Consider the following 17,353-nt stretch of genomic DNA (forward strand, 5'->3'; position numbering starts at 1 on the left):
ACATAGAAGCTGACGCCTTTTGGATGTTTTTTATGAAGTTTGATGTAGTTTATATTTATAAGTAAAAATATAATTAGTATTTAAGGCCTGGGTTGAAGAATCCTACAAGTACACCAACGAATGCGATAACAACTAAAATTAGCATTGTGTTAATTGCAGAAATTTTCTTCTTAGACATTAACCACCAGCATAATAAGATGAATAATACAGTTAATAATCCAGGATAAATGCTATCAAATTGTTTTTGTAAGCTTAAAAAAGTTTTGCCGGAAGCGTTTTTCAATTCAAAAGCAGTTGAAATGTTTACCCAAGTTGCGGCAACACCACCAACAACCATTGCACCAACAACGCCGATTGCTTTTCTGATTGCACTACCTTGTGCACCAACTAAAAATTCAACGGCTTTATCGCCCATTTCATAACCTCTGAAGAAGAGGTAACGCATACCAAAGTATGCAATTAAGTTCCAAACAATGATGTAGAAGATTGCACCAACTGGTGAACCACCAGTTGACATACCAAGTGCAATACCTAAGAGAATTGGAATTAAAGTACCAACAATCAAGGAGTCACCAATTCCAGCGATAGGTCCCATTAAACCAGCACGCATACCATTGATGGTTTCACCGTCAACAGCATCACCGTTAGCTTTAGCTTCTTCTAGTCCGGCAGTAATACCAACTATAATTGAACCAAGTTGTGGTTCGGTATTGAAGAATGCTGTGTAGGTTTTCATAGCTTCTTTTTGGTCATCTTTTTTGTCATATAATTCTTCGATAATTGGAAGCATGGAAGTTAAATAACCAAAGGTCTGCATGTGTTCTTGTGAGAAACATGTTAAGTGACCGTAGTACCAATGGTGGAAGGCTTTATTTAAAGTCTTTTTGCTAATTTTCTTTCTATCTGTCATTTTAAATATCCTCCTCATCGTCATCGGCACTTGTATCTGAAGTGGTTGGTGCTACTACTTTAGAAGCACGAGCCATTTCGAGTTGATAAGTAAGAAGTGCGAAAATTAATGAAACGATAGCAACTGAAACTAAGTTTAATTTAAGTGAAGCAGCTAAAGTAAAACCAACTAAGAATGGAATAAAGTCTACTGGAGTGTTAACAATTTGACGAAGTAAGATTGCAATCCCAACACATGGAAGCATAGCTCCAACAGTGAATAAGGTCTTCATTGGAATACCATCCATTGGTAATGCGTTACGTAATGCTGTAACGGCTGTTGCTCCAAGCTTAGTCATAATTAAAGTAGGAATGAATGAAAAGCAAATGTGTGAAATCCAAGGATAAGCCCAGTCAACTAAATAAAGTTTGTGGAATTTTCCTTTTTCAACGTCTTTCCACCCCATATGTTGCCACACTAAGTTCATAGTAGCTGTTCCGTAGAATAAAACAGTACCAACAGTACCAACCAACGTACCCATAGACTTAGCAAGGTTTGCGGCATCAGCGCCAGTAGCGCTTAAGCCTTGTGAGTGGATAGCAACCATTGCTAAAGGGATACCAATATAAGAAACAGCCCGAACATCGGCACTTACAGTACCACCTGGAGTAACTAAAGCAATGTAAACAAGTTGCATTGCAACACCACAGGCAATCCCGAGCTTAATGTCTCCTAAAACAATCCCACAGACAAGTCCACCAACTAATGGACGACCTAATGTGTAGTTACCAATTGAAGTACCACCCATCCCAGGCATTGATGATAAACTAGCAAAAATACCTAAGATGATGGCTTGAAGCCAACTAATAGTCATAATTCTTCTCCTCGTATAATCTAATGATTAAAAACCAAACTTGTTCTTATATTTGTCCCAAGTTCCAATTTCTACATCAGGCAATAATTGGAACTTAACTGTGTAGCCAGCCTTGCTGATAGCTTCAAAAGCTTCGCCTTCTTCAGGAGTAAAGCTTTGATTATTGCCAAGTTTAATTGCGCCTGGACGATCATTACCGGGACCGACAACAATTGTTTTGACATCATCAGGAACAAAGCCCATATCTACTAAAATCTTTTTCATATCAAGTGGATTTTTAGTAATTAAGAAATATCTACGGCTAGAAGCAAGTACTTTTTCTTGAACATCTTTAAAGTGATCAAGTGTCCAAACAAAGCCTTTCTTTCCTTGACTTTCAGCTGCTGAGATATATGCTTGCTTTAAAACGGGATTAGTACTTGCAGCGTCATTAATTGCAATAATACCGTCACAAGGCATTTCTTTAGCCCAACGAGTAACTGTTTGACCATGAATCATACGGTCATCAATTCTTACAAATGATACTGACATAAAAATTCCTCCTTATATTTCATCATCATCATCTTCAGGTGCAGCCACCTTGAATTCTTCAAGAGCATTACCTGCTTCGCTTAAAATGGTTGAACTTAAAGTTGTTTTGTCCATAGCATCCATTGAAACTAAAGCAGTTAGAGCCATTGTTAAGTTTGTCCCACCAAAGATTTGTGAATTTGCCAAGAAGCCGCGTTCTGATAAAACACTAGTAAAAGTAGTTAAAGGACTACCACCGACGATATCAGCTAAAACAACAAATTGGTCATCATTTGAAAAATCGTGTCCATCAAAGAAGTGATTAACCTTTTCTTTGAAAGTATCTGCGCTAGTCCCTGGTTCGAGTCCTAAAGCAAATACACGGTTGATTTGATCTCCAGCAAACATTGCTAGTGAAGTTTTTAATCCGTCGGCGAAACCGCCATGGCTAACAAGTACTAAGTATTTCATAAACTTGCTCCTTTCATAATTTACAAGTTTACTATAATCTACTGTAAGCGATTACATAAGTGAAAAATGTCATAAAAAGTAGTAAAAAGTATATGACAAATGTCACTAAGTAATGCGCTTACATTTATAATACTTTTAGTTTTAAGAATACTCTGGTTACAATTAAACTAGGAAATATATGGAAGGAAATTGAATTATGCGGATTATTTTTAGCGATATTGATGGTACCTTAATAAATGATAAATTAGAAATTTTGCCAAGAACTAAGGAAAGTATTTTAAAAGAAGTAAAAAAAGGAAATCTTTTTGTTCCTGTATCCGCAAGAAGTCCTTTGGCAATGCAAACTGTCATTAAGCAGCTAGGAATTAAGTGCCCACTTTCTGCTTTTAATGGTGCCTTAATTCTTAATGAAGAAGGAGTACAAATTTATAGCAAGCCTCTTCCTTTAGCCGAAGCTAGAGAAATTGTTAAAGAGTTAAATGATTTAACAAGTATAACTTGGAATATTTATTCTGGTTTAAGTTGGTTAACTCAAAAGCCTAAGACTCAAGCATTATTAGCTGAAGAAAAAATTGTAAAATTGCGAGCTAAAGCCATTGATATATCAGAAATTGAAAATTTAAAATGCATACATAAAGTTTTGGTAATGGGACCTAAAAATATCTTGGATGAATTACTGAAAACCTATTCTCAGCGCTACAATAACTTATATTTAGTTAAATCTAAGGATACTTTATTAGAAATAGTTGCTTCTGGAGTAGAGAAAGCTGATTCCATTAAACGAGTGTCTGACTACTATCATGTTGAAATTAGTAATACACTAGCTTTTGGAGATAACTACAATGATGAAGGAATGTTAAAAACCGTTGGAAAAGGTTACTTAATGGGAAATGCACCAGAAGAATTAAAGAAGCATTATCCGTATATAACGGCTGATCATAATCATGATGGAATCGCTGAGGTCTTAGAGAATCTTGAAAATTAGTAAGAAAACAAAACTATTTTTATTAAGTAAATTAGCGCTAGCTTTGTTAATTGTTCTTTGTTTTTATTTTGCAGTTCTTACTCAAAGCCAAAAAAAACAAAAGATAATTGGCGTAAGTTATATGACAATGAATAATAGCTTTTATCAAGTTTTAAATGAAGAAGTTGAAAAACGGGTTGATGCACGAGCTGATAAGTTGATAATTCGTGATCCAGCATTAGATGCTCAAAAACAAGTTAATCAGATAAATGATTTTATTAAAAAAGGAGTTTCAGCTATTATTATCAACCCTGTTGATGGAAATAATAATAAATTAATAGCGATTTTGAATAAAGCACATAAAAAAAGAATAAAAATTGTAGTAGTTGATAGTCAAATGGCAGATAAGGCTCATGTTGATGCAACACTACTTTCTGATAATTATCAAGCTGGTGTTTTGTGTGCGAAAGCCTTGATGAAGAAGAAAAAGAGAGCCAATATTTTACTACTGGAACACTATAGTGCTATGAGTGCCAATGATCGAATTAGGGGATTTACAGATACTTTATTTAATAAAAACTATCATGTGGTAGGTAAATTAAACACTTTAGGACAATCAGAATATGCTTATCCAGCTGTTTTAAAGAGATTAAAAACGCAAGCTGACTTCGATACAATTATGGCTTTAAATGATCAAGCTGCTGTGGGGGCAATTGCAGCATTAGATAGTCAAAAAGTAAAGCAAGTAGGAGTTTATAGTGTTGATGGGTCTGCCAACATGAAACAATTACTTTTGAATAATCAAAATGCAACAGCAACAGCTGCTCAGTCACCTAAAGAGATGGGGAAGCTAGCTTTTAAGTTAACTTATGACTTATTAGCAGGCAAAAGTGTTAAGTCCAAAATTAAGTTACCAGTGCATCTGATTACCAAGGATAATATTAAAAATTATAATGTTACAGGATGGCAATAATGAAGGGTAGTTTTAAGAAACTTATTGCTTTTAGACGAGTACTAGTTTGGCTGAATTTAATAGCAGTATTGTTTAATAGTTCAGTCTTTTATTTAGCTAGTGTTTATATTGTACAAAGCAATATGTCATTTGAATTCCTAAATAAGATTAACTTTTTACCAGGTGCTCCTTTGACTATTTTTTGGTCTAGTACTTTGAGTTATCTTTTGTTAGCAATAGTAATGAGCTATCGCCATTATTTTAAAAAAGATGAAGAACATAATAGTCGTTTACTGTTAATTGAATTCTTTTTGACTATTTTGGTTTTCTGGAATTTAAGATTCACTTATAACGGTGTGATATTACTTTATTTTGTGGATTTATTTATTTCTTTGCGAAATAAAGAACCAAGTAGACAGCTTAATTTATGGTTAGGGATGGCTTTGTTTATTTTGGTTATTTTTTCTTTGACAGATACAGTTTTAATTGAAAATATTTCTAATATACCTCAATTGGATACTTATATTGAGTTTTTACCACTATCTACAAAGACGGCAGTAATTTTAATAAGTAATGTTTTAAATGTTGTCAATCTGATTATCTTTATGGGTATCTTGGTACTGTACGCAATTTATCTTCATAATCGTGAATACGAGGTAAAAGAAAAATTAGCTAAGGCAGCGCAAACAAATTTAGAACTGCAAAATTATGCGGCTTTATCTAGTCATATTGCTGAAGATCGTGAAAGAAAAAGAATTGCACGTGATTTGCATGATTCAGTGGGGCATGCATTAACAGGTGTTATTGCTGGTGTAGATGCAGCTAAAGTTTTAATTGATTTAAACCCTGAAAAGGCTAAAGAGCAACTGACTAAGGTTTCTCAAGTGGTAAAGCAGGGACTCGAAGGGATTCGAGCAGCATTAAATAAGTTGAGACCAGGGGCTTTAGAGAATTATACTTTGCAAGCAGCACTAAAAAAGATGTTAAGTGAGTATTCAGAATTATCACAAATGAAGTTTGATTTTCAATATGACTGGGGAAGTGCAGAATTTGAAAAAACAACGGAAGATGTGATTTTCAGAATTGTTGAAGAAAGTGTAACTAATGCGTTAAGACATGGTCATGCTAGTCAAGTAAGTATTCATTTTTTAGTAAATAAAAATTATCAGATCTTAATAAAGGATAATGGCTCAGGTTGCAGTAAAATAAAGCCAGGATTTGGTTTAACACAGATGAAAGAACGTGTGGCAATTATTGGTGGACACATTGAATTTAAGAGTGGGGATGGATTCGAAGTAAAGGTAGATATTCCCAAGGAAGGAGTAAACCATGATTAAAGTTTTAATTGCAGATGATCAAGAGTTAATCAGAAGTTCTATTCAAATTATCTTGGAAGCTAATCCTAAATTTAAGGTAACGGCAACAGTGGCAGATGGCGAAGAAGTTTTGGACGCAATAAAAAAAGAACGTCCAGATGTTATCTTGATGGATGTGAGAATGCCAAAAATGGACGGGACCGTATGCACTAAATATGTAAAAAGTAAGTATCCAGAAATTAAAGTAATAATTTTGACTACTTTTGATGATGATGATTTTATTTTTAGTGCTTTAAAATATGGTGCTTCAGGTTACTTATTAAAAGGAGTTTCCAATGATCAACTTTATCAAGCAATTGAAACAGTTTATCAGGGAGGTGCAATGATTAATCCTAATATTGCTGAAAAAGTATTCAAATTGTTTTCTAAAATGGCCCAATCTAATTATGCAATTCAAGTTGATCAAACAGAAAGTAAGCATTTTTCTAAAAATGAGTGGCGTGTAATTCAACAAGTGGGATTAGGATTATCAAATAAAGAAATTTCTGCAAAATTATATTTATCAGAAGGGACAGTTCGTAACTATATTTCCTCAATTTTAAGTCAATTAGATTTGCGTGATCGTACACAGTTAGCAATTTGGGCCGTTCAAACTGGTGTAACTTCTCGAGATTTTGGAGAATAAAATGGGAAAAAATAAAGCCAAGTTAATAATAGTTACTATTTTTTTATTGTTGTTAATGGGAAGTGTAACTTATTTTGCTAAAATTTCGAGTGAACCTAAGACATTAACAATCGGTGTATATACTGGTAGTTATTGGGATGTACCACAAGGGGATTCATACCACATGATTGATTATGTGATTAAAAAGTTCAAAAAAAGATATCCAAATGTTCGAGTAATCTATGAATCAGGAATAACTAAGACCAACTATCGCTCATGGCTAGCTGCTAGCTTAGTTAAAGGTACAGAACCAGATATTTTTATTGTACCAACAAATACTTTTAATATTTTGGCAAGTGATGGGGCCTTGCTAGATTTAAATGGATATATTAGACATGATAAATTTAAGACGAGTGATTTTTATCAAGCTGCATTAGAAAGTGGCCAATATTACAATCAGCAACTAGCGCTTCCTTTTGAAGTAAATCCAAGTTTAATGGTGGTAAATACTAGTTTACTGGCTAAAGCTAAACTGAAAATTCCTAATTTTAACTGGCAACCAACACAGTTTGAGCTATTGAATAAAAAACTTCGTCAAAAAGATTATTATGGTGTTACAGAAAATTTTAATTGGCAAGCAGCTGTAAATAGCTATCAAGGACAATTATTTACTAGTGATGGTACTAAATCGCAATTAACTTCGAATAAAGTAATGCAAGGGCTTAATTTGATAACTGAGATTGTGCAATTAAATAATAATGTAAACGTAACTAGTGCAATGTTTGATCAGGGAAAAGTTGCCTTTTCACCGATGACTTTGGCGCAATATCGAACATATACATCTTATCCTTATCATGTAACTAGAAATTCTAACTTTGATTGGGATGTAATAAAAATGCCAAGCATGAATAAAAAAAGTGGAACTAAGCTAGCTAATGTTTCATTTGGAATTTCTTCTCATAGTCGTAACGCTACACTTGCTTGGCAGTTTATGAAATTACTAGTATCTAAAGATGTTCAAACTGAATTAATTAAGTATTCTCAAGGGGTTAGTCCTTTAAAAAAGATTGCTCAAAGTACGACAATGAAGAGAATGCTAGTAAGCGAGGGGAGCAACTTAACAACTCAAAAGTTGAATGCAATTTTAAATTCTGGCAATGTTGAACCCAAATTTAAAAAATATTATAGTGTGATGGACGATGCAGATTATCAAGTAGAAAATGGCTTGCAAAGTGGAAAGCTAGAAACAGAAGTTTTTGAAATGCAAAATCATTTAAATGAAGAATTAAAGTAAAGAAATAAGGCTAGGTAAATCCTAGCCTTTTGTAATATTATTTTTGTTAAAAATGAAGTACGCTGCTATCAAATGATTTCGTATCAGGGATGCCAGTGTAAAGCATCATTTGTGACAATTGCTCATTAAGTAGCTTGATTTTTGCTTCAGTTGCTTCTTGGCCTGATTTTAGTAATTCAGATAAAATTGCGCGCCCTACTAAAACCCCGTCAGCTCCCATAGCCATAGCCTTGTAGACATCATAACCAGTCATTAATGAACCATCAACAAAAATGGTCATATCGCTGTCAGCAAGAGCTTCCTTAATAGCGGGTAGCATTTTTAGTGGGGGAACGCCAAATGGTAAACGACCATGGTGGTGAGAAACAACTATTGCACTAGCACCAGCATCTTTAGCTTTGAGTGCATCTTGGACAGATAAAACGCCCTTAGCTACAAACGGAAGGTTTGTTGTATGAGCATATCTTCTTAAATCAGAGAAACTAATTGGTCCCAAATTAATTCCATCAACAACATCATACTTGCCATCTTCACCGGGAACGTGATCAATATCCATACCAACAGCAACGGCTCCTAAATCTTGGGCAAAGCGCAATTCATTGATTATGTCTTCATGTTCTGCAAAGGGTTTAACAATTCTGACAGTATCGCCACTATTTTTGACAATTTCAGCATAATCATGATTACTTTCCATGCCAATCCAATTTAAGAGATTTTGGTTCTTGGCAGCTTGAACCTTTTCTTGCATAGGTTTACGTCTTTTGTCGGGTAATACCTTATTTAAGTGAGAGACTGCTGCTAAGTTAATTGGTGAAGCATATTTTTTGCCAAAAAATTCAGTTGTTAAATCAGGCTTAACTGCATCAATAATGCGCATTTCAGCTAAAATATTATCTAAATAATTGCGATTATGGACATTAGCATCATCAGCGCGCCCACTAGTAACGGGAATCATACCCTTGGGACCAGGCCAAACTTGGGGACTTTCTGGCTCTAATTTTTCAGTAAAAGATGAACCAGAACTAGCATCTACTTTATTTTGCTTGTGAGTCATAATGTATCCTTTCTGTTTAAATAGTTACTTTCATTATAGTTAATTGAAATCTAAGAATACAAATAACTAGTTTAAGCTTCTGAATCAGCAAGAGAGATATTAGCTTTTAAGGCTTTGTTTTTCAAATAAGCTGTGATAATTAAAAAGATAATTAAAACGTTAAAGCATAGTAGAACAGAAATAGCGATGTAGACATTGCTGATGGCAGTAATACTTGAGAGTAGCATTGTCATAAATGGGTCGCTAGCCAATAGTAAGGTATTTAATAAGCTAGCAGTAGAGCCTAAAATGCTTGGTTCTACGGAAGAAATGAGCCACTGATTCATTTTTAAAGAAATTGTCGCTACAAAGAAAGTTAGCAAGGCAAAAGTTCCTAAAATAACAAATAAATTGTTGATGAACAAACTTAAACTAGCAAATAGTGCCAAAATACTTGCCAAAATTGCTAGTAGAAAGACAGAAGTCTTTTTAAAAATCGTCGGACCAAATAAACTACCTAAAATCATGCCAGAGCCAACAATTGTTTCACTAATTGCCAAAGTAAAGCTGTAATTACCAATAAGCATTGTTTGCTTGTGAGTTGCTAAGATAATTGTAAATAGAGGAATTAGTACCGCTAAGACAGCGTTAAGCAAAACTAAGATAGAAATCATAGTTAAAAGATTGTTTTGCTTTTTTACTTGCTTGAAAGATGTTTTTAGTGTTTGGAAAAAGTTTAATTTATTTGATTTAGGAAGCGGCAATTTTTGTGTGTTTACTCGCTTACCAACTAAAGCAAATAAGATACCAGCGATTAAAAAAGTAGCTGCGTTGATAAATGCTAATGAAGAATATGACATAAATAGTAACATGCTAGCACCAGCGAAGCGAGCAAGCATTGAGATTGTTTGCGACATACCATTGGCAAAACCACTACCTTCGGCATAGTTTTCTTTACCTAAGATAGCAACAATTAAAGGCGTAACTAAACCACTTGAGTAAGTACCAAAGGTATCTGAAATAAAGTTCGCTAAGGCAATACACATTACCAAATTCCAATCACTCATTTTGGTCGTTAACAATAAGCCGACGATTGTATAAAGAATACATCTAACTAAGGCAAGGTTAAAAATGCTCTTAAATTTATCCCTAGTTTTGTCGGCGAGGTAACCACCGAAAAGTGTGAAAAACTTTGGAATAGCTTCACTAATTGCGATTAAGGAAATTGCTAAAGAATAATTTTTTAAATTGCTGGCATAGGTCATGAAGGCTAGGTAGAATAAAACATCACCAGCGCTTGAAAGAAAACTACCAGTTGCAAAAAGCCGGAAATTCGAGTTTTTAAAGAAGACTTTCATTTTGTATAACCTTTCTATAGTGGATATTTATGAAATATTTTATAGAAAAGTTTGAGGTGGAAAGGAAAAATGGCGAATATGACATTTTGAAATTAAATATGACATTTATGTAAATGATTTCTAATTCAGTTGGATAATGACAATAACAAATTTAAAGAAAGAGGTAAATACAATGCGTATTATTTTTGGTGATGAAGTTTGGAAGCATTAATTGAATAAAATAAATTTAGGAGGTGAAAGAATATGCATATTAAAATTAAAGTTAGTGTTGAAGTTGAATTCGGCCATTAAAAAATCAGAAAAGTCATAGCTAAGCTATGACTTTTTTTGTACATATAACTTGCAAACATACTAAATTCCAATTATCATTACTCCTAAAAATGGGGGAATGATGATGAAAATTGGAGAGTTGTTACAAAAGTTTCGCCTCGAACAAGGCAAAACACGTAAAGAATTTGCTTCTGATGTAATTAGCCCATCTTACTACTGTAAGATTGAAAAAGGCTCTCATCGGGTATCAGCTGAAGATTTGATTGAACTGCTAAAAAGAAACAATATCCGATTAAGTGATTTTTTTGGAATGTTTGATTCTCAAGATTTGGCCAAGCAGCTTAATCTTTTTCATGAAATGATAGTGGCTGCTCATTATAATGGCGATAAAGATTCACTTAAAAAAATCCCTAACTTGATAGAAAGAAGTCTTTTACCTGAAGAAGTAAAAAAAGAGCAGATACTAATTGCTCGTGGATATCTTGAAATTGATAAAAGTTCAACTGAACCAGTAAATTGGAAACTACGGGAACAACTCAGAGAAAAAGTTTTCAATTTTCCGAATTGGAATGAAGAAAAATTAACGCTTTTTTGTAACTTAATGCCTTTGTACGATTGTTTTAGTGTTAATTTGATTGTTCAGGATATTTTAAAAGAATATAAACCACCATTTTCTAAAGAGCTTAAGAGAATCCTTTTAGGAATTATTTGTAATAATCTGTTCTTAAAACTTAAGATTGGAGAATATGAAGGAATAGATATGTTGGTAACAATAGCTGATGCAATTCCAAGTTCTCCCGATTTAGTCTTTTATAAAAATAATATTATTTTCTATAAAAATATGGCTCTATATAAAAGTTCGAATGCTACAAAGTATTTAAAAAATTGCCAAAAAGCAATCGAAATTTGTGCGTGGCTAGGAATGGAAACCTACGCACAGCATATGTCAGAATTTCTCGAAGGATAAAAAATAGCTATCCCTAATTTGCAGGGATAGCTATTTCTATATCATCTTTTACTAAATGTCTTCTTTTCTAAAGTTACGTAAGAACTTTTGCGTTTTTTCTGCTTGAGGATGATCAAAAATATCTTCAGGACTACCTTGTTCAGTAATCACACCATCACTCATAAAGATAACCTTATCAGAAACGTGTTTAGCAAAGGCCATTTCGTGAGTAACAATAATCATTGTTAAACCAGTTGTTGCTAGCTTTTGCATAACATCAAGAACTTCCCCAACCATTTCGGGGTCAAGGGCACTGGTTGGTTCATCAAAGAGTAAAACATCGGGATTCATAGATATTGCCCGGGCAATTGCTACTCTTTGTTGTTGCCCACCAGATAATTGCTTAGGCTTAGCATCAACGAATGGATCCATACCAACTTTCTTCAAGTTTTCTAAAGCAATTTTTTTGGCTTCTTCTTTTGAACGCTTTAAGACTAATTCTTGTCCAATCATACAGTTTTGCAAAACGTTTTTGTTTTCGAATAAGTCAAATTGTTGGAATACCATTCCTACTTTAGAACGGTAATCATTGCGATTGAAGCCAGGCTTGGTAATGTCACTACCATTGAAGTTAATTTCACCATCAGTTGGTTCTTCAAGTAAGTTGATACATCTAAGCATGGTTGACTTACCGCCACCAGAAGGACCGATGATTGAAACAATTTCACCTTTTTTTACATCAAAGGTAATATCACGCAAAACTTGGTGATCACCATAACTTTTTTGTAAGTGATTAACGCTGATGATATTTTCACTCATTACTTGTTTCCTCCTTGTTCTTCAGGGGTACCAACTTGAACTTGGTTGGCCATTAGATTGTAATTTTTAGGACCTTGTAGTTTCTTTTCAATTAAGTTGAAAATTCTAGTAATTGAGAAAGTAAGCATTAAGTAAATTGCTGAAATCATCAAGTAAGTTTGGAAGAATTCGAAACTTTGACTGGCAATTGTTGAACCAACAAAGAATAATTCTGAAACAGAAATAATACTTAATACTGACGTATCCTTAATGTTTACGATAAATTCATTAGTGATTGATGGTAAACAGTTTTTAATTGCTTGTGGCAAGATAATATTCCACATTCTTTGATTATGACTCATACCAAGGGCGCTTGCAGCTTCAAATTGTCCCTTAGGAGTTGCCATGATACCACCACGGATAACTTCGGCAAGGTAGGCACCAGTATTAATAGAAACAATTATTAAAGCAGCAACTGTTCTATTTAAGTTAAGGTGCCAGAATTGAGCGATTCCGTAGTAAATAACAGCTGCTTGAACCATCATAGGAGTTCCACGGAAGACTTCAACATAAACAGAGAGTAAGAAGTTAACAACTTTTAATAACCAGCGGTTGAGTAGGGAAGTTGGAGTAGGAATAGTTCTAATAACTCCGACAACTAAACCGATAAAGAAACCTGCAATAGTACCAACTAAGGCAAGCAAAAGTGTCATTCCAACACCGGCAAGAATCATTGAACCATAGGTGTTCCAAGTAGAAACAAACCAGTTGGTCTTCTTATCATTATCGGTAGTAGGTTGCTCTTTAACGGCGGTAGCCATTAATTGATCCCGCTTTTTATTAGAAATAGTAGCTAAAGCAGCATTAACTTGTGCTAAAAGCTTATCGTTTCCTTTTTTAACACCGATAGATGTTTCGCTATCACTAGCAGAAACATGGAAACCTTTCATCTTGCTAATGTTAATTGAAGTTGAGTCTGGGTAGACACTCTTGAAACTTTGAGCTTCAATATCTTCAGCAACATAACCATCAATTGTGCCAGAAATCAAGCTTTGACGCATTGCTGCAAAGTCTTTCATTGCATTTTCACGAATGGCACCTTTTAATTGCTTAATTAAATCGTAGTGTAAAGTACCTTGTTGAGCAGTTAATTTAGCGCCTTTGAAGTCATCTAAACTAGTAGCGTTAGCGTACTTGCTAGTCTTTTTAGTGATGACAACAAAAGTTGATTTTCTGTAAGGCTCTGAGAAGTTAATCGCCTTTCTTCTTTCGGCTGTTGGACTCATACCAGCGATAATTAAGTCAATCTTGCCACTGGTTAATGCAGGTAAAAGACCATCCCATTCGGTTTTTACGGCAACAACTTTTTTACCTAACTTTTTACCAATTAGCTTAGCGATTTGAACATCATACCCATTTGCGTAAGTTTTAGAGCCTTCAATCGGAATAGCTCCATTTGCGCTGGTAGTTTGGGTCCAGTTATATGGGGGATAGTTAGCTTCCATCCCAATTCTCAAAACACCATTATCTTTAGCAGCTTGGACTTCTTGAGTGTTATTTCCAAAAAATCCAATTGATGCCATTAAAAATGCTAGAATTACTAGCCAAGTATTTTTTGACTTCACTTGATAAAACCTCCAAATAATTAATCAACTAAAGCCAATACAATAAAGAGCAATAAAAAATCCTATTGCTTATTCAAAAACAATAGGGGTGAAATCATCAGTAATAGTTACCAAATCATATAGCGCTCCCTGGGGACTACCAGGACAGTCTACAAGATATTCTCTTATAGCCCAACAGATAGATAGCACGTCTATCTATCCATTTCGGCGACAATCCTTATGATTCCTTCAAAGTCTACGTGAACTCCAGAATTTTTGTGATTTGCCGCAACCTCTATTGCATTGGATTATTTATTTAACTGTGCTTAAGCTTATATTAAATTTTATTTTTTGTCAACTCCCAACCATTATTTTTTTCTAATTTTGTTTTCTTCATATCAGAAACGTAGGGATTGCCAGCGACATAAAAGCGTAATGGACGTTTTGACCAATCATCATCTTGCCGGACACCGATTCGTGGTGCAGCAATGACGTTTTTTATAGGTCTTCTACTTGTCAGGTCAACAGAAAATGGTGTCTGATTAATTGGGTGTAAATCCCATTTTCGACTTGTAACGCCGAATGCTTGCATCATTTTTGCGGGTCCATTAGTGATTAAAGGACCTGTTTTACCGGCACGATTTTTAATCATGGTTTCAATTCCAAGTGTAGGTTCTATAGCTCTAACTAAGACACCTTCAGGATTGTCTCGTTCTTGGGTAGCAATATCGAAGAAGAAATATTGTCTTTGGGCATAGATATATAAGTATCCTCCGGGACAATATAGGCCCTCATTAGCTTGGCTTCTTCGTCCGTTATATGAGTGGGCGGCATAATCTTTAGGACCAAGGTAGGCTTCTGTTTCGACGATTAATCCGCCTAAAATTTCGCCATTATTTTCATATGTTAATGTTCTTCCTAACAAATCTTGGGCAATTTCAGTTGTAGGACGATTTTGAAAAAAGTTTTGATAATTCATAAATACCTGCTATAACAAATAATAAATACAATTTTTGGAAAGAAGTTATTTTAATGTCTGAAATAAAATTGGTTCGAATTTATAGTCATGAACAAGAAAAGGGCTTCCGAGTTTTAGTAGATCGCTTGTGGCCTAGAGGCATTAGCAAAGTCAAAGCTGATTTAGATCTTTGGGCTAAGGAAATGGGTCCAAGCAATGAGTTACGTAAGTGGTTTAATCACGATCCCCAAAAATTTCCGGAATTTAAAACAAAATATCTTGCTGAAATTAAAGCAAATTCAGAAACAAAGTCTTTTGTAGAATTAGTTTCTGAAAAGTTAAAAAAAGGTGATGTTATATTTTTATACGGTGCTAAAGATCCTCTCCATAATCAGGCGGTAATTTTGAAAGAGTATTTTACAAGTCTTTTAAAATAGTTAAGGCATCACCGGTTATTTGTCTGATGCTTGGAGCATCTATTTTAGTTTTATTAATTGCCCAAACTGGAGTATCTTTTTGTCGATAAGCTAATAAACCAGCAAAAGGATATACTACAAAGCTAGTTCCAATAATGATGATTAAGTCGGCTTTTTGGATATTTGAAATAGATTTTGTTAGCTTTTGCTCATCAATCCCTTCTCCATATAAAACGATATTCGGTCTAATAATACCACCACAATAATGTTTATAGGATTTTTGATAAGTTTTGAAATCAAGAGTTTGCAAACACTTAGTACAATATATATCATATAAATTTCCATGAAATTCTATCACATGTTTATTGCCGGCTTTAGTATCTAAGCAATCAATATTTTGAGTAATTAGAGTTCCCTTTTTATTGCAAATATCGGCGATTTTTTTATGAATAAAGTTAGGCTGGGCCTTTGGAAAATACATATTATTCATAACAAATTGATAAAATAAGTTAGGTCGATGATAGAGTGTGTCCTCACTTAAAATGATTTCAGGTGGGATAGTGCTTCCATTATAAATACCTGATTTAGATCGGTAATCAGGAATATTTGAATGGGTAGAAACACCTGCACCAGTCAAAAAAACAATATGTTGAGCTTTGCTTAAATCGTTTTTTAAGTCTTGCATATTTTCTTGCATTTTTGTACCTTCTTAAAGTAAACATCTAACTAAATTATAATGCATTAGTTTGTTATAATATAATTTAAAGGAACGGAAGGTGATTTTATGACTAGCTTATTTTATGTTCTCTTTGACTTATTGATTATTGGCTATATTATTTACAGCTGGTATTGGCAAGCAGTTGTTGATTACCCGGGCCGCTACCGTGTTTCTTCAATTATTTGGGCAGTTGTTTTTGTCTATGTGTCCATTTCTTGGAACTTTATTGATATTACTCAAGCAGGCGCACCAGTTTTATTAGCAGTCTTTTTGGTAATGTCGATAATGGATGGAGTAAGTGGTTTAGGTGAAAAACGAATTGTCATTAGTGGCTATGTTAGAAGAACTATTAAATATTCAGATTTGGATCAAATTACATTAATTAATGCCCCACTAACTAGTAATAAGAGCTACGTTGTAATGGAGCTGCAAAGTAAGGGTCACGTCTATTACATTCGTTTTGCTAAGGGAATGGAAGATGTGATAGCAACATTGAAAAAACATCTAGGTAATGATGTTGGAATAAAAATTGAAAGTTTGTAATAATTAGATACCATACATTTTTAAATGATTGATAATACACAATTCTTGTGCTTTGCAAGGGTTGTGTATTTTTATAAAAAAGCTACTTGTTGGATAATTCCAAATACCAAAAGAAAAGAGATACCTATACAGTACCTCTTTTCTTCTGTTAAAATATTTTTCGGGTTTACATTTCCACTCCAAGAGCCCCGGAGAAAGGAGGGTTCGTTTTTGCTTCTGATTTTGGAATTTGTAATTGCCCCTATCGTAGTTGGAATTACGTTGCAATATTCTTCTCACTTGCTCGATGAGTTCTTTGAGTTGCGTAAAACCTAGAAAAATAAAAAACATGAGCATTGAGTGAACAATTAAAAATCAAAAGACAGCTGCTGCAACAGCTGTCTTTTTTGCTTCTGATTTGATAATTAAATTATACAGCAACTACCATTTTTTTGAAAGTAAATAAAAAGCACCACGTAAGTGATGCTTTTTATTTTGGCCTTTCCCACGACCAAGAAGCGATATTGCTTATGTATCGTCACTTCAACAATGTTGGAGTACATACGGGGTGTTCTTTCCATGTTTACACTAGCAAAACGTGAAGGCAGTTGGAACCCGACTGATAAATCAGCCCTTATTATGTGTAAGTATGCTCTCTTTTAATAACTTTATTATAACATGAGAAATAATTTCTTAATGAAATAGTTCTTAATTGTCCAAATTATTACAAGATTGATAAAAAATATTTTTTCTAAAGTCCTGATATGTCAAGACTTTCGAGACTGTAAAATAGTTT

General features: G+C 34.0%; 18 protein-coding genes and 1 riboswitch. Of the genes, 8 read left to right on the plus strand and 10 right to left on the minus strand.

The annotated features are described in order from the left end of the window. Positions 1 to 73 precede the first annotated feature (73 nt). From ACNDLV_RS03785 to ACNDLV_RS03800, 4 genes are read right to left on the minus strand one after another with little or no spacing between them, the layout of a single operon-like run. On the minus strand, positions 74 to 910 hold the full coding sequence (locus ACNDLV_RS03785; RefSeq protein ID WP_006587558.1) for a PTS system mannose/fructose/sorbose family transporter subunit IID: 837 nt from the start codon (positions 908 to 910) through the stop codon (positions 74 to 76). A 1-nt stretch (position 911) separates the two neighbouring features. Further along, positions 912 to 1,763 carry a PTS mannose/fructose/sorbose/N-acetylgalactosamine transporter subunit IIC gene (locus tag ACNDLV_RS03790; RefSeq protein WP_006586140.1) on the minus strand — a complete coding sequence of 284 codons (852 nt, stop codon included), beginning with the start codon at positions 1,761 to 1,763 and terminating at the stop codon, positions 912 to 914. A gap of 27 nt (positions 1,764 to 1,790) precedes the next feature. After that, entirely contained in the window at positions 1,791 to 2,294 is a 504-nt protein-coding gene (locus tag ACNDLV_RS03795) for a PTS sugar transporter subunit IIB (protein ID WP_006586141.1), read from the minus strand. A 12-nt stretch (positions 2,295 to 2,306) separates the two neighbouring features. After that, positions 2,307 to 2,744: a PTS sugar transporter subunit IIA gene (locus tag ACNDLV_RS03800; RefSeq protein ID WP_006586142.1), complete on the minus strand. Its 438-nt coding sequence runs from the start codon at positions 2,742 to 2,744 to the stop codon at positions 2,307 to 2,309. A 196-nt stretch (positions 2,745 to 2,940) separates the two neighbouring features. On the opposite strand from ACNDLV_RS03800, the gene ACNDLV_RS03805 reads away from it, so the two are divergent. Genes ACNDLV_RS03805 through ACNDLV_RS03825 form a run of 5 tightly spaced genes read left to right on the plus strand, consistent with a single transcriptional unit; the run spans position 2,941 to position 7,934 of the window. Further along, a complete protein-coding gene (locus ACNDLV_RS03805) occupies positions 2,941 to 3,729 on the plus strand; it encodes a Cof-type HAD-IIB family hydrolase (protein ID WP_006586143.1) in 789 nt (262 codons plus the stop codon). Next, entirely contained in the window at positions 3,719 to 4,681 is a 963-nt protein-coding gene (locus ACNDLV_RS03810) for a substrate-binding domain-containing protein (protein ID WP_006586144.1), read from the plus strand. The genes ACNDLV_RS03805 and ACNDLV_RS03810 overlap by 11 nt, the downstream gene beginning before the upstream one ends. Next, positions 4,681 to 5,997, plus strand: a complete 1,317-nt coding sequence (locus ACNDLV_RS03815; protein WP_006587559.1) for a sensor histidine kinase — start codon at positions 4,681 to 4,683, stop codon at positions 5,995 to 5,997. Before ACNDLV_RS03810 ends, ACNDLV_RS03815 begins: the two co-directional genes overlap by 1 nt. Then, complete coding sequence (locus ACNDLV_RS03820) at positions 5,990 to 6,661, plus strand: response regulator transcription factor (RefSeq protein WP_006586146.1); 672 nt, start codon at positions 5,990 to 5,992, stop codon at positions 6,659 to 6,661. The genes ACNDLV_RS03815 and ACNDLV_RS03820 overlap by 8 nt, the downstream gene beginning before the upstream one ends. Position 6,662: 1 nt before the next feature. Further along, positions 6,663 to 7,934, plus strand: a complete 1,272-nt coding sequence (locus tag ACNDLV_RS03825; protein ID WP_022091372.1) for an ABC transporter substrate-binding protein — start codon at positions 6,663 to 6,665, stop codon at positions 7,932 to 7,934. A 46-nt stretch (positions 7,935 to 7,980) separates the two neighbouring features. Here ACNDLV_RS03825 and ACNDLV_RS03830 read toward each other — a convergent pair whose 3' ends face one another. Next, the gene (locus tag ACNDLV_RS03830; RefSeq protein ID WP_006587560.1) at positions 7,981 to 8,889 is read right to left on the minus strand and encodes an FMN-dependent dehydrogenase; all 909 of its coding nucleotides are present in this window, start codon (positions 8,887 to 8,889) and stop codon (positions 7,981 to 7,983) included. 170 nt (positions 8,890 to 9,059) lie between these two features. Beyond that, entirely contained in the window at positions 9,060 to 10,325 is a 1,266-nt protein-coding gene (locus ACNDLV_RS03835; RefSeq protein WP_006586149.1) for an MFS transporter, read from the minus strand. A gap of 394 nt (positions 10,326 to 10,719) precedes the next feature. Between ACNDLV_RS03835 and ACNDLV_RS03840 the strand changes: the two genes are divergently transcribed. After that, positions 10,720 to 11,562 carry a helix-turn-helix domain-containing protein gene (locus tag ACNDLV_RS03840; RefSeq protein WP_022091373.1) on the plus strand — a complete coding sequence of 281 codons (843 nt, stop codon included), beginning with the start codon at positions 10,720 to 10,722 and terminating at the stop codon, positions 11,560 to 11,562. A gap of 51 nt (positions 11,563 to 11,613) precedes the next feature. Here the strand turns inward: ACNDLV_RS03840 and ACNDLV_RS03845 are convergent, their stop codons facing one another. The 3 genes from ACNDLV_RS03845 to ACNDLV_RS03855 all read right to left on the minus strand — a co-directional run bounded on the left by ACNDLV_RS03845 (position 11,614) and on the right by ACNDLV_RS03855 (position 14,922). After that, a complete protein-coding gene (locus ACNDLV_RS03845; protein WP_006586151.1) occupies positions 11,614 to 12,360 on the minus strand; it encodes an amino acid ABC transporter ATP-binding protein in 747 nt (248 codons plus the stop codon). Next, positions 12,360 to 13,964, minus strand: a complete 1,605-nt coding sequence (locus ACNDLV_RS03850; protein WP_006586152.1) for an ABC transporter substrate-binding protein/permease — start codon at positions 13,962 to 13,964, stop codon at positions 12,360 to 12,362. The genes ACNDLV_RS03845 and ACNDLV_RS03850 overlap by 1 nt, the downstream gene beginning before the upstream one ends. Positions 13,965 to 14,076: 112 nt before the next feature. Then, positions 14,077 to 14,249: riboswitch (Lysine riboswitch) on the minus strand. Between the two features lie 31 nt (positions 14,250 to 14,280). Further along, positions 14,281 to 14,922 (minus strand): DNA-3-methyladenine glycosylase, encoded by a 642-nt coding sequence (locus tag ACNDLV_RS03855; protein ID WP_006586153.1) that lies wholly within the window; start codon positions 14,920 to 14,922, stop codon positions 14,281 to 14,283. 53 nt (positions 14,923 to 14,975) lie between these two features. On the opposite strand from ACNDLV_RS03855, the gene ACNDLV_RS03860 reads away from it, so the two are divergent. Continuing rightward, positions 14,976 to 15,338, plus strand: a complete 363-nt coding sequence (locus ACNDLV_RS03860) for a DUF488 domain-containing protein (RefSeq protein ID WP_006587562.1) — start codon at positions 14,976 to 14,978, stop codon at positions 15,336 to 15,338. Here ACNDLV_RS03860 and ACNDLV_RS03865 read toward each other — a convergent pair. Next, positions 15,319 to 16,014: an NAD-dependent protein deacylase gene (locus tag ACNDLV_RS03865; RefSeq protein WP_006586155.1), complete on the minus strand. Its 696-nt coding sequence runs from the start codon at positions 16,012 to 16,014 to the stop codon at positions 15,319 to 15,321. The genes ACNDLV_RS03860 and ACNDLV_RS03865 overlap by 20 nt on opposite strands. 87 nt (positions 16,015 to 16,101) lie before the next feature. Here ACNDLV_RS03865 and ACNDLV_RS03870 point away from each other — a divergent pair, with 87 nt between their 5' ends. Further along, positions 16,102 to 16,578: a hypothetical protein gene (locus tag ACNDLV_RS03870; RefSeq protein ID WP_006586156.1), complete on the plus strand. Its 477-nt coding sequence runs from the start codon at positions 16,102 to 16,104 to the stop codon at positions 16,576 to 16,578. Positions 16,579 to 17,353 lie beyond the last annotated feature (775 nt).

The organism is Lactobacillus fornicalis (assembly GCF_055362665.1).

What these genes read in the sequence shown, in the direction of transcription:
- ACNDLV_RS03785 (WP_006587558.1), bottom strand. Translation starts at nt 910, where the DNA reads ATGACAGATAGAAAGAAAATTAGCAAAAAGACTTTAAATAAAGCCTTC.
- ACNDLV_RS03790 (WP_006586140.1), bottom strand. Translation starts at nt 1,763, where the DNA reads ATGACTATTAGTTGGCTTCAAGCCATCATCTTAGGTATTTTTGCTAGT.
- ACNDLV_RS03795 (WP_006586141.1), bottom strand. Translation starts at nt 2,294, where the DNA reads ATGTCAGTATCATTTGTAAGAATTGATGACCGTATGATTCATGGTCAA.
- ACNDLV_RS03800 (WP_006586142.1), bottom strand. Translation starts at nt 2,744, where the DNA reads ATGAAATACTTAGTACTTGTTAGCCATGGCGGTTTCGCCGACGGATTA.
- ACNDLV_RS03805 (WP_006586143.1), top strand. Translation starts at nt 2,941, where the DNA reads ATGCGGATTATTTTTAGCGATATTGATGGTACCTTAATAAATGATAAA.
- ACNDLV_RS03815 (WP_006587559.1), top strand. Translation starts at nt 4,681, where the DNA reads ATGAAGGGTAGTTTTAAGAAACTTATTGCTTTTAGACGAGTACTAGTT.
- ACNDLV_RS03820 (WP_006586146.1), top strand. Translation starts at nt 5,990, where the DNA reads ATGATTAAAGTTTTAATTGCAGATGATCAAGAGTTAATCAGAAGTTCT.
- ACNDLV_RS03825 (WP_022091372.1), top strand. Translation starts at nt 6,663, where the DNA reads ATGGGAAAAAATAAAGCCAAGTTAATAATAGTTACTATTTTTTTATTG.
- ACNDLV_RS03830 (WP_006587560.1), bottom strand. Translation starts at nt 8,889, where the DNA reads ATGATTCCCGTTACTAGTGGGCGCGCTGATGATGCTAATGTCCATAAT.
- ACNDLV_RS03835 (WP_006586149.1), bottom strand. Translation starts at nt 10,325, where the DNA reads ATGAAAGTCTTCTTTAAAAACTCGAATTTCCGGCTTTTTGCAACTGGT.
- ACNDLV_RS03840 (WP_022091373.1), top strand. Translation starts at nt 10,720, where the DNA reads ATGAAAATTGGAGAGTTGTTACAAAAGTTTCGCCTCGAACAAGGCAAA.
- ACNDLV_RS03845 (WP_006586151.1), bottom strand. Translation starts at nt 12,360, where the DNA reads ATGAGTGAAAATATCATCAGCGTTAATCACTTACAAAAAAGTTATGGT.
- ACNDLV_RS03855 (WP_006586153.1), bottom strand. Translation starts at nt 14,922, where the DNA reads ATGAATTATCAAAACTTTTTTCAAAATCGTCCTACAACTGAAATTGCC.
- ACNDLV_RS03860 (WP_006587562.1), top strand. Translation starts at nt 14,976, where the DNA reads ATGTCTGAAATAAAATTGGTTCGAATTTATAGTCATGAACAAGAAAAG.
- ACNDLV_RS03865 (WP_006586155.1), bottom strand. Translation starts at nt 16,014, where the DNA reads ATGCAAGAAAATATGCAAGACTTAAAAAACGATTTAAGCAAAGCTCAA.
- ACNDLV_RS03870 (WP_006586156.1), top strand. Translation starts at nt 16,102, where the DNA reads ATGACTAGCTTATTTTATGTTCTCTTTGACTTATTGATTATTGGCTAT.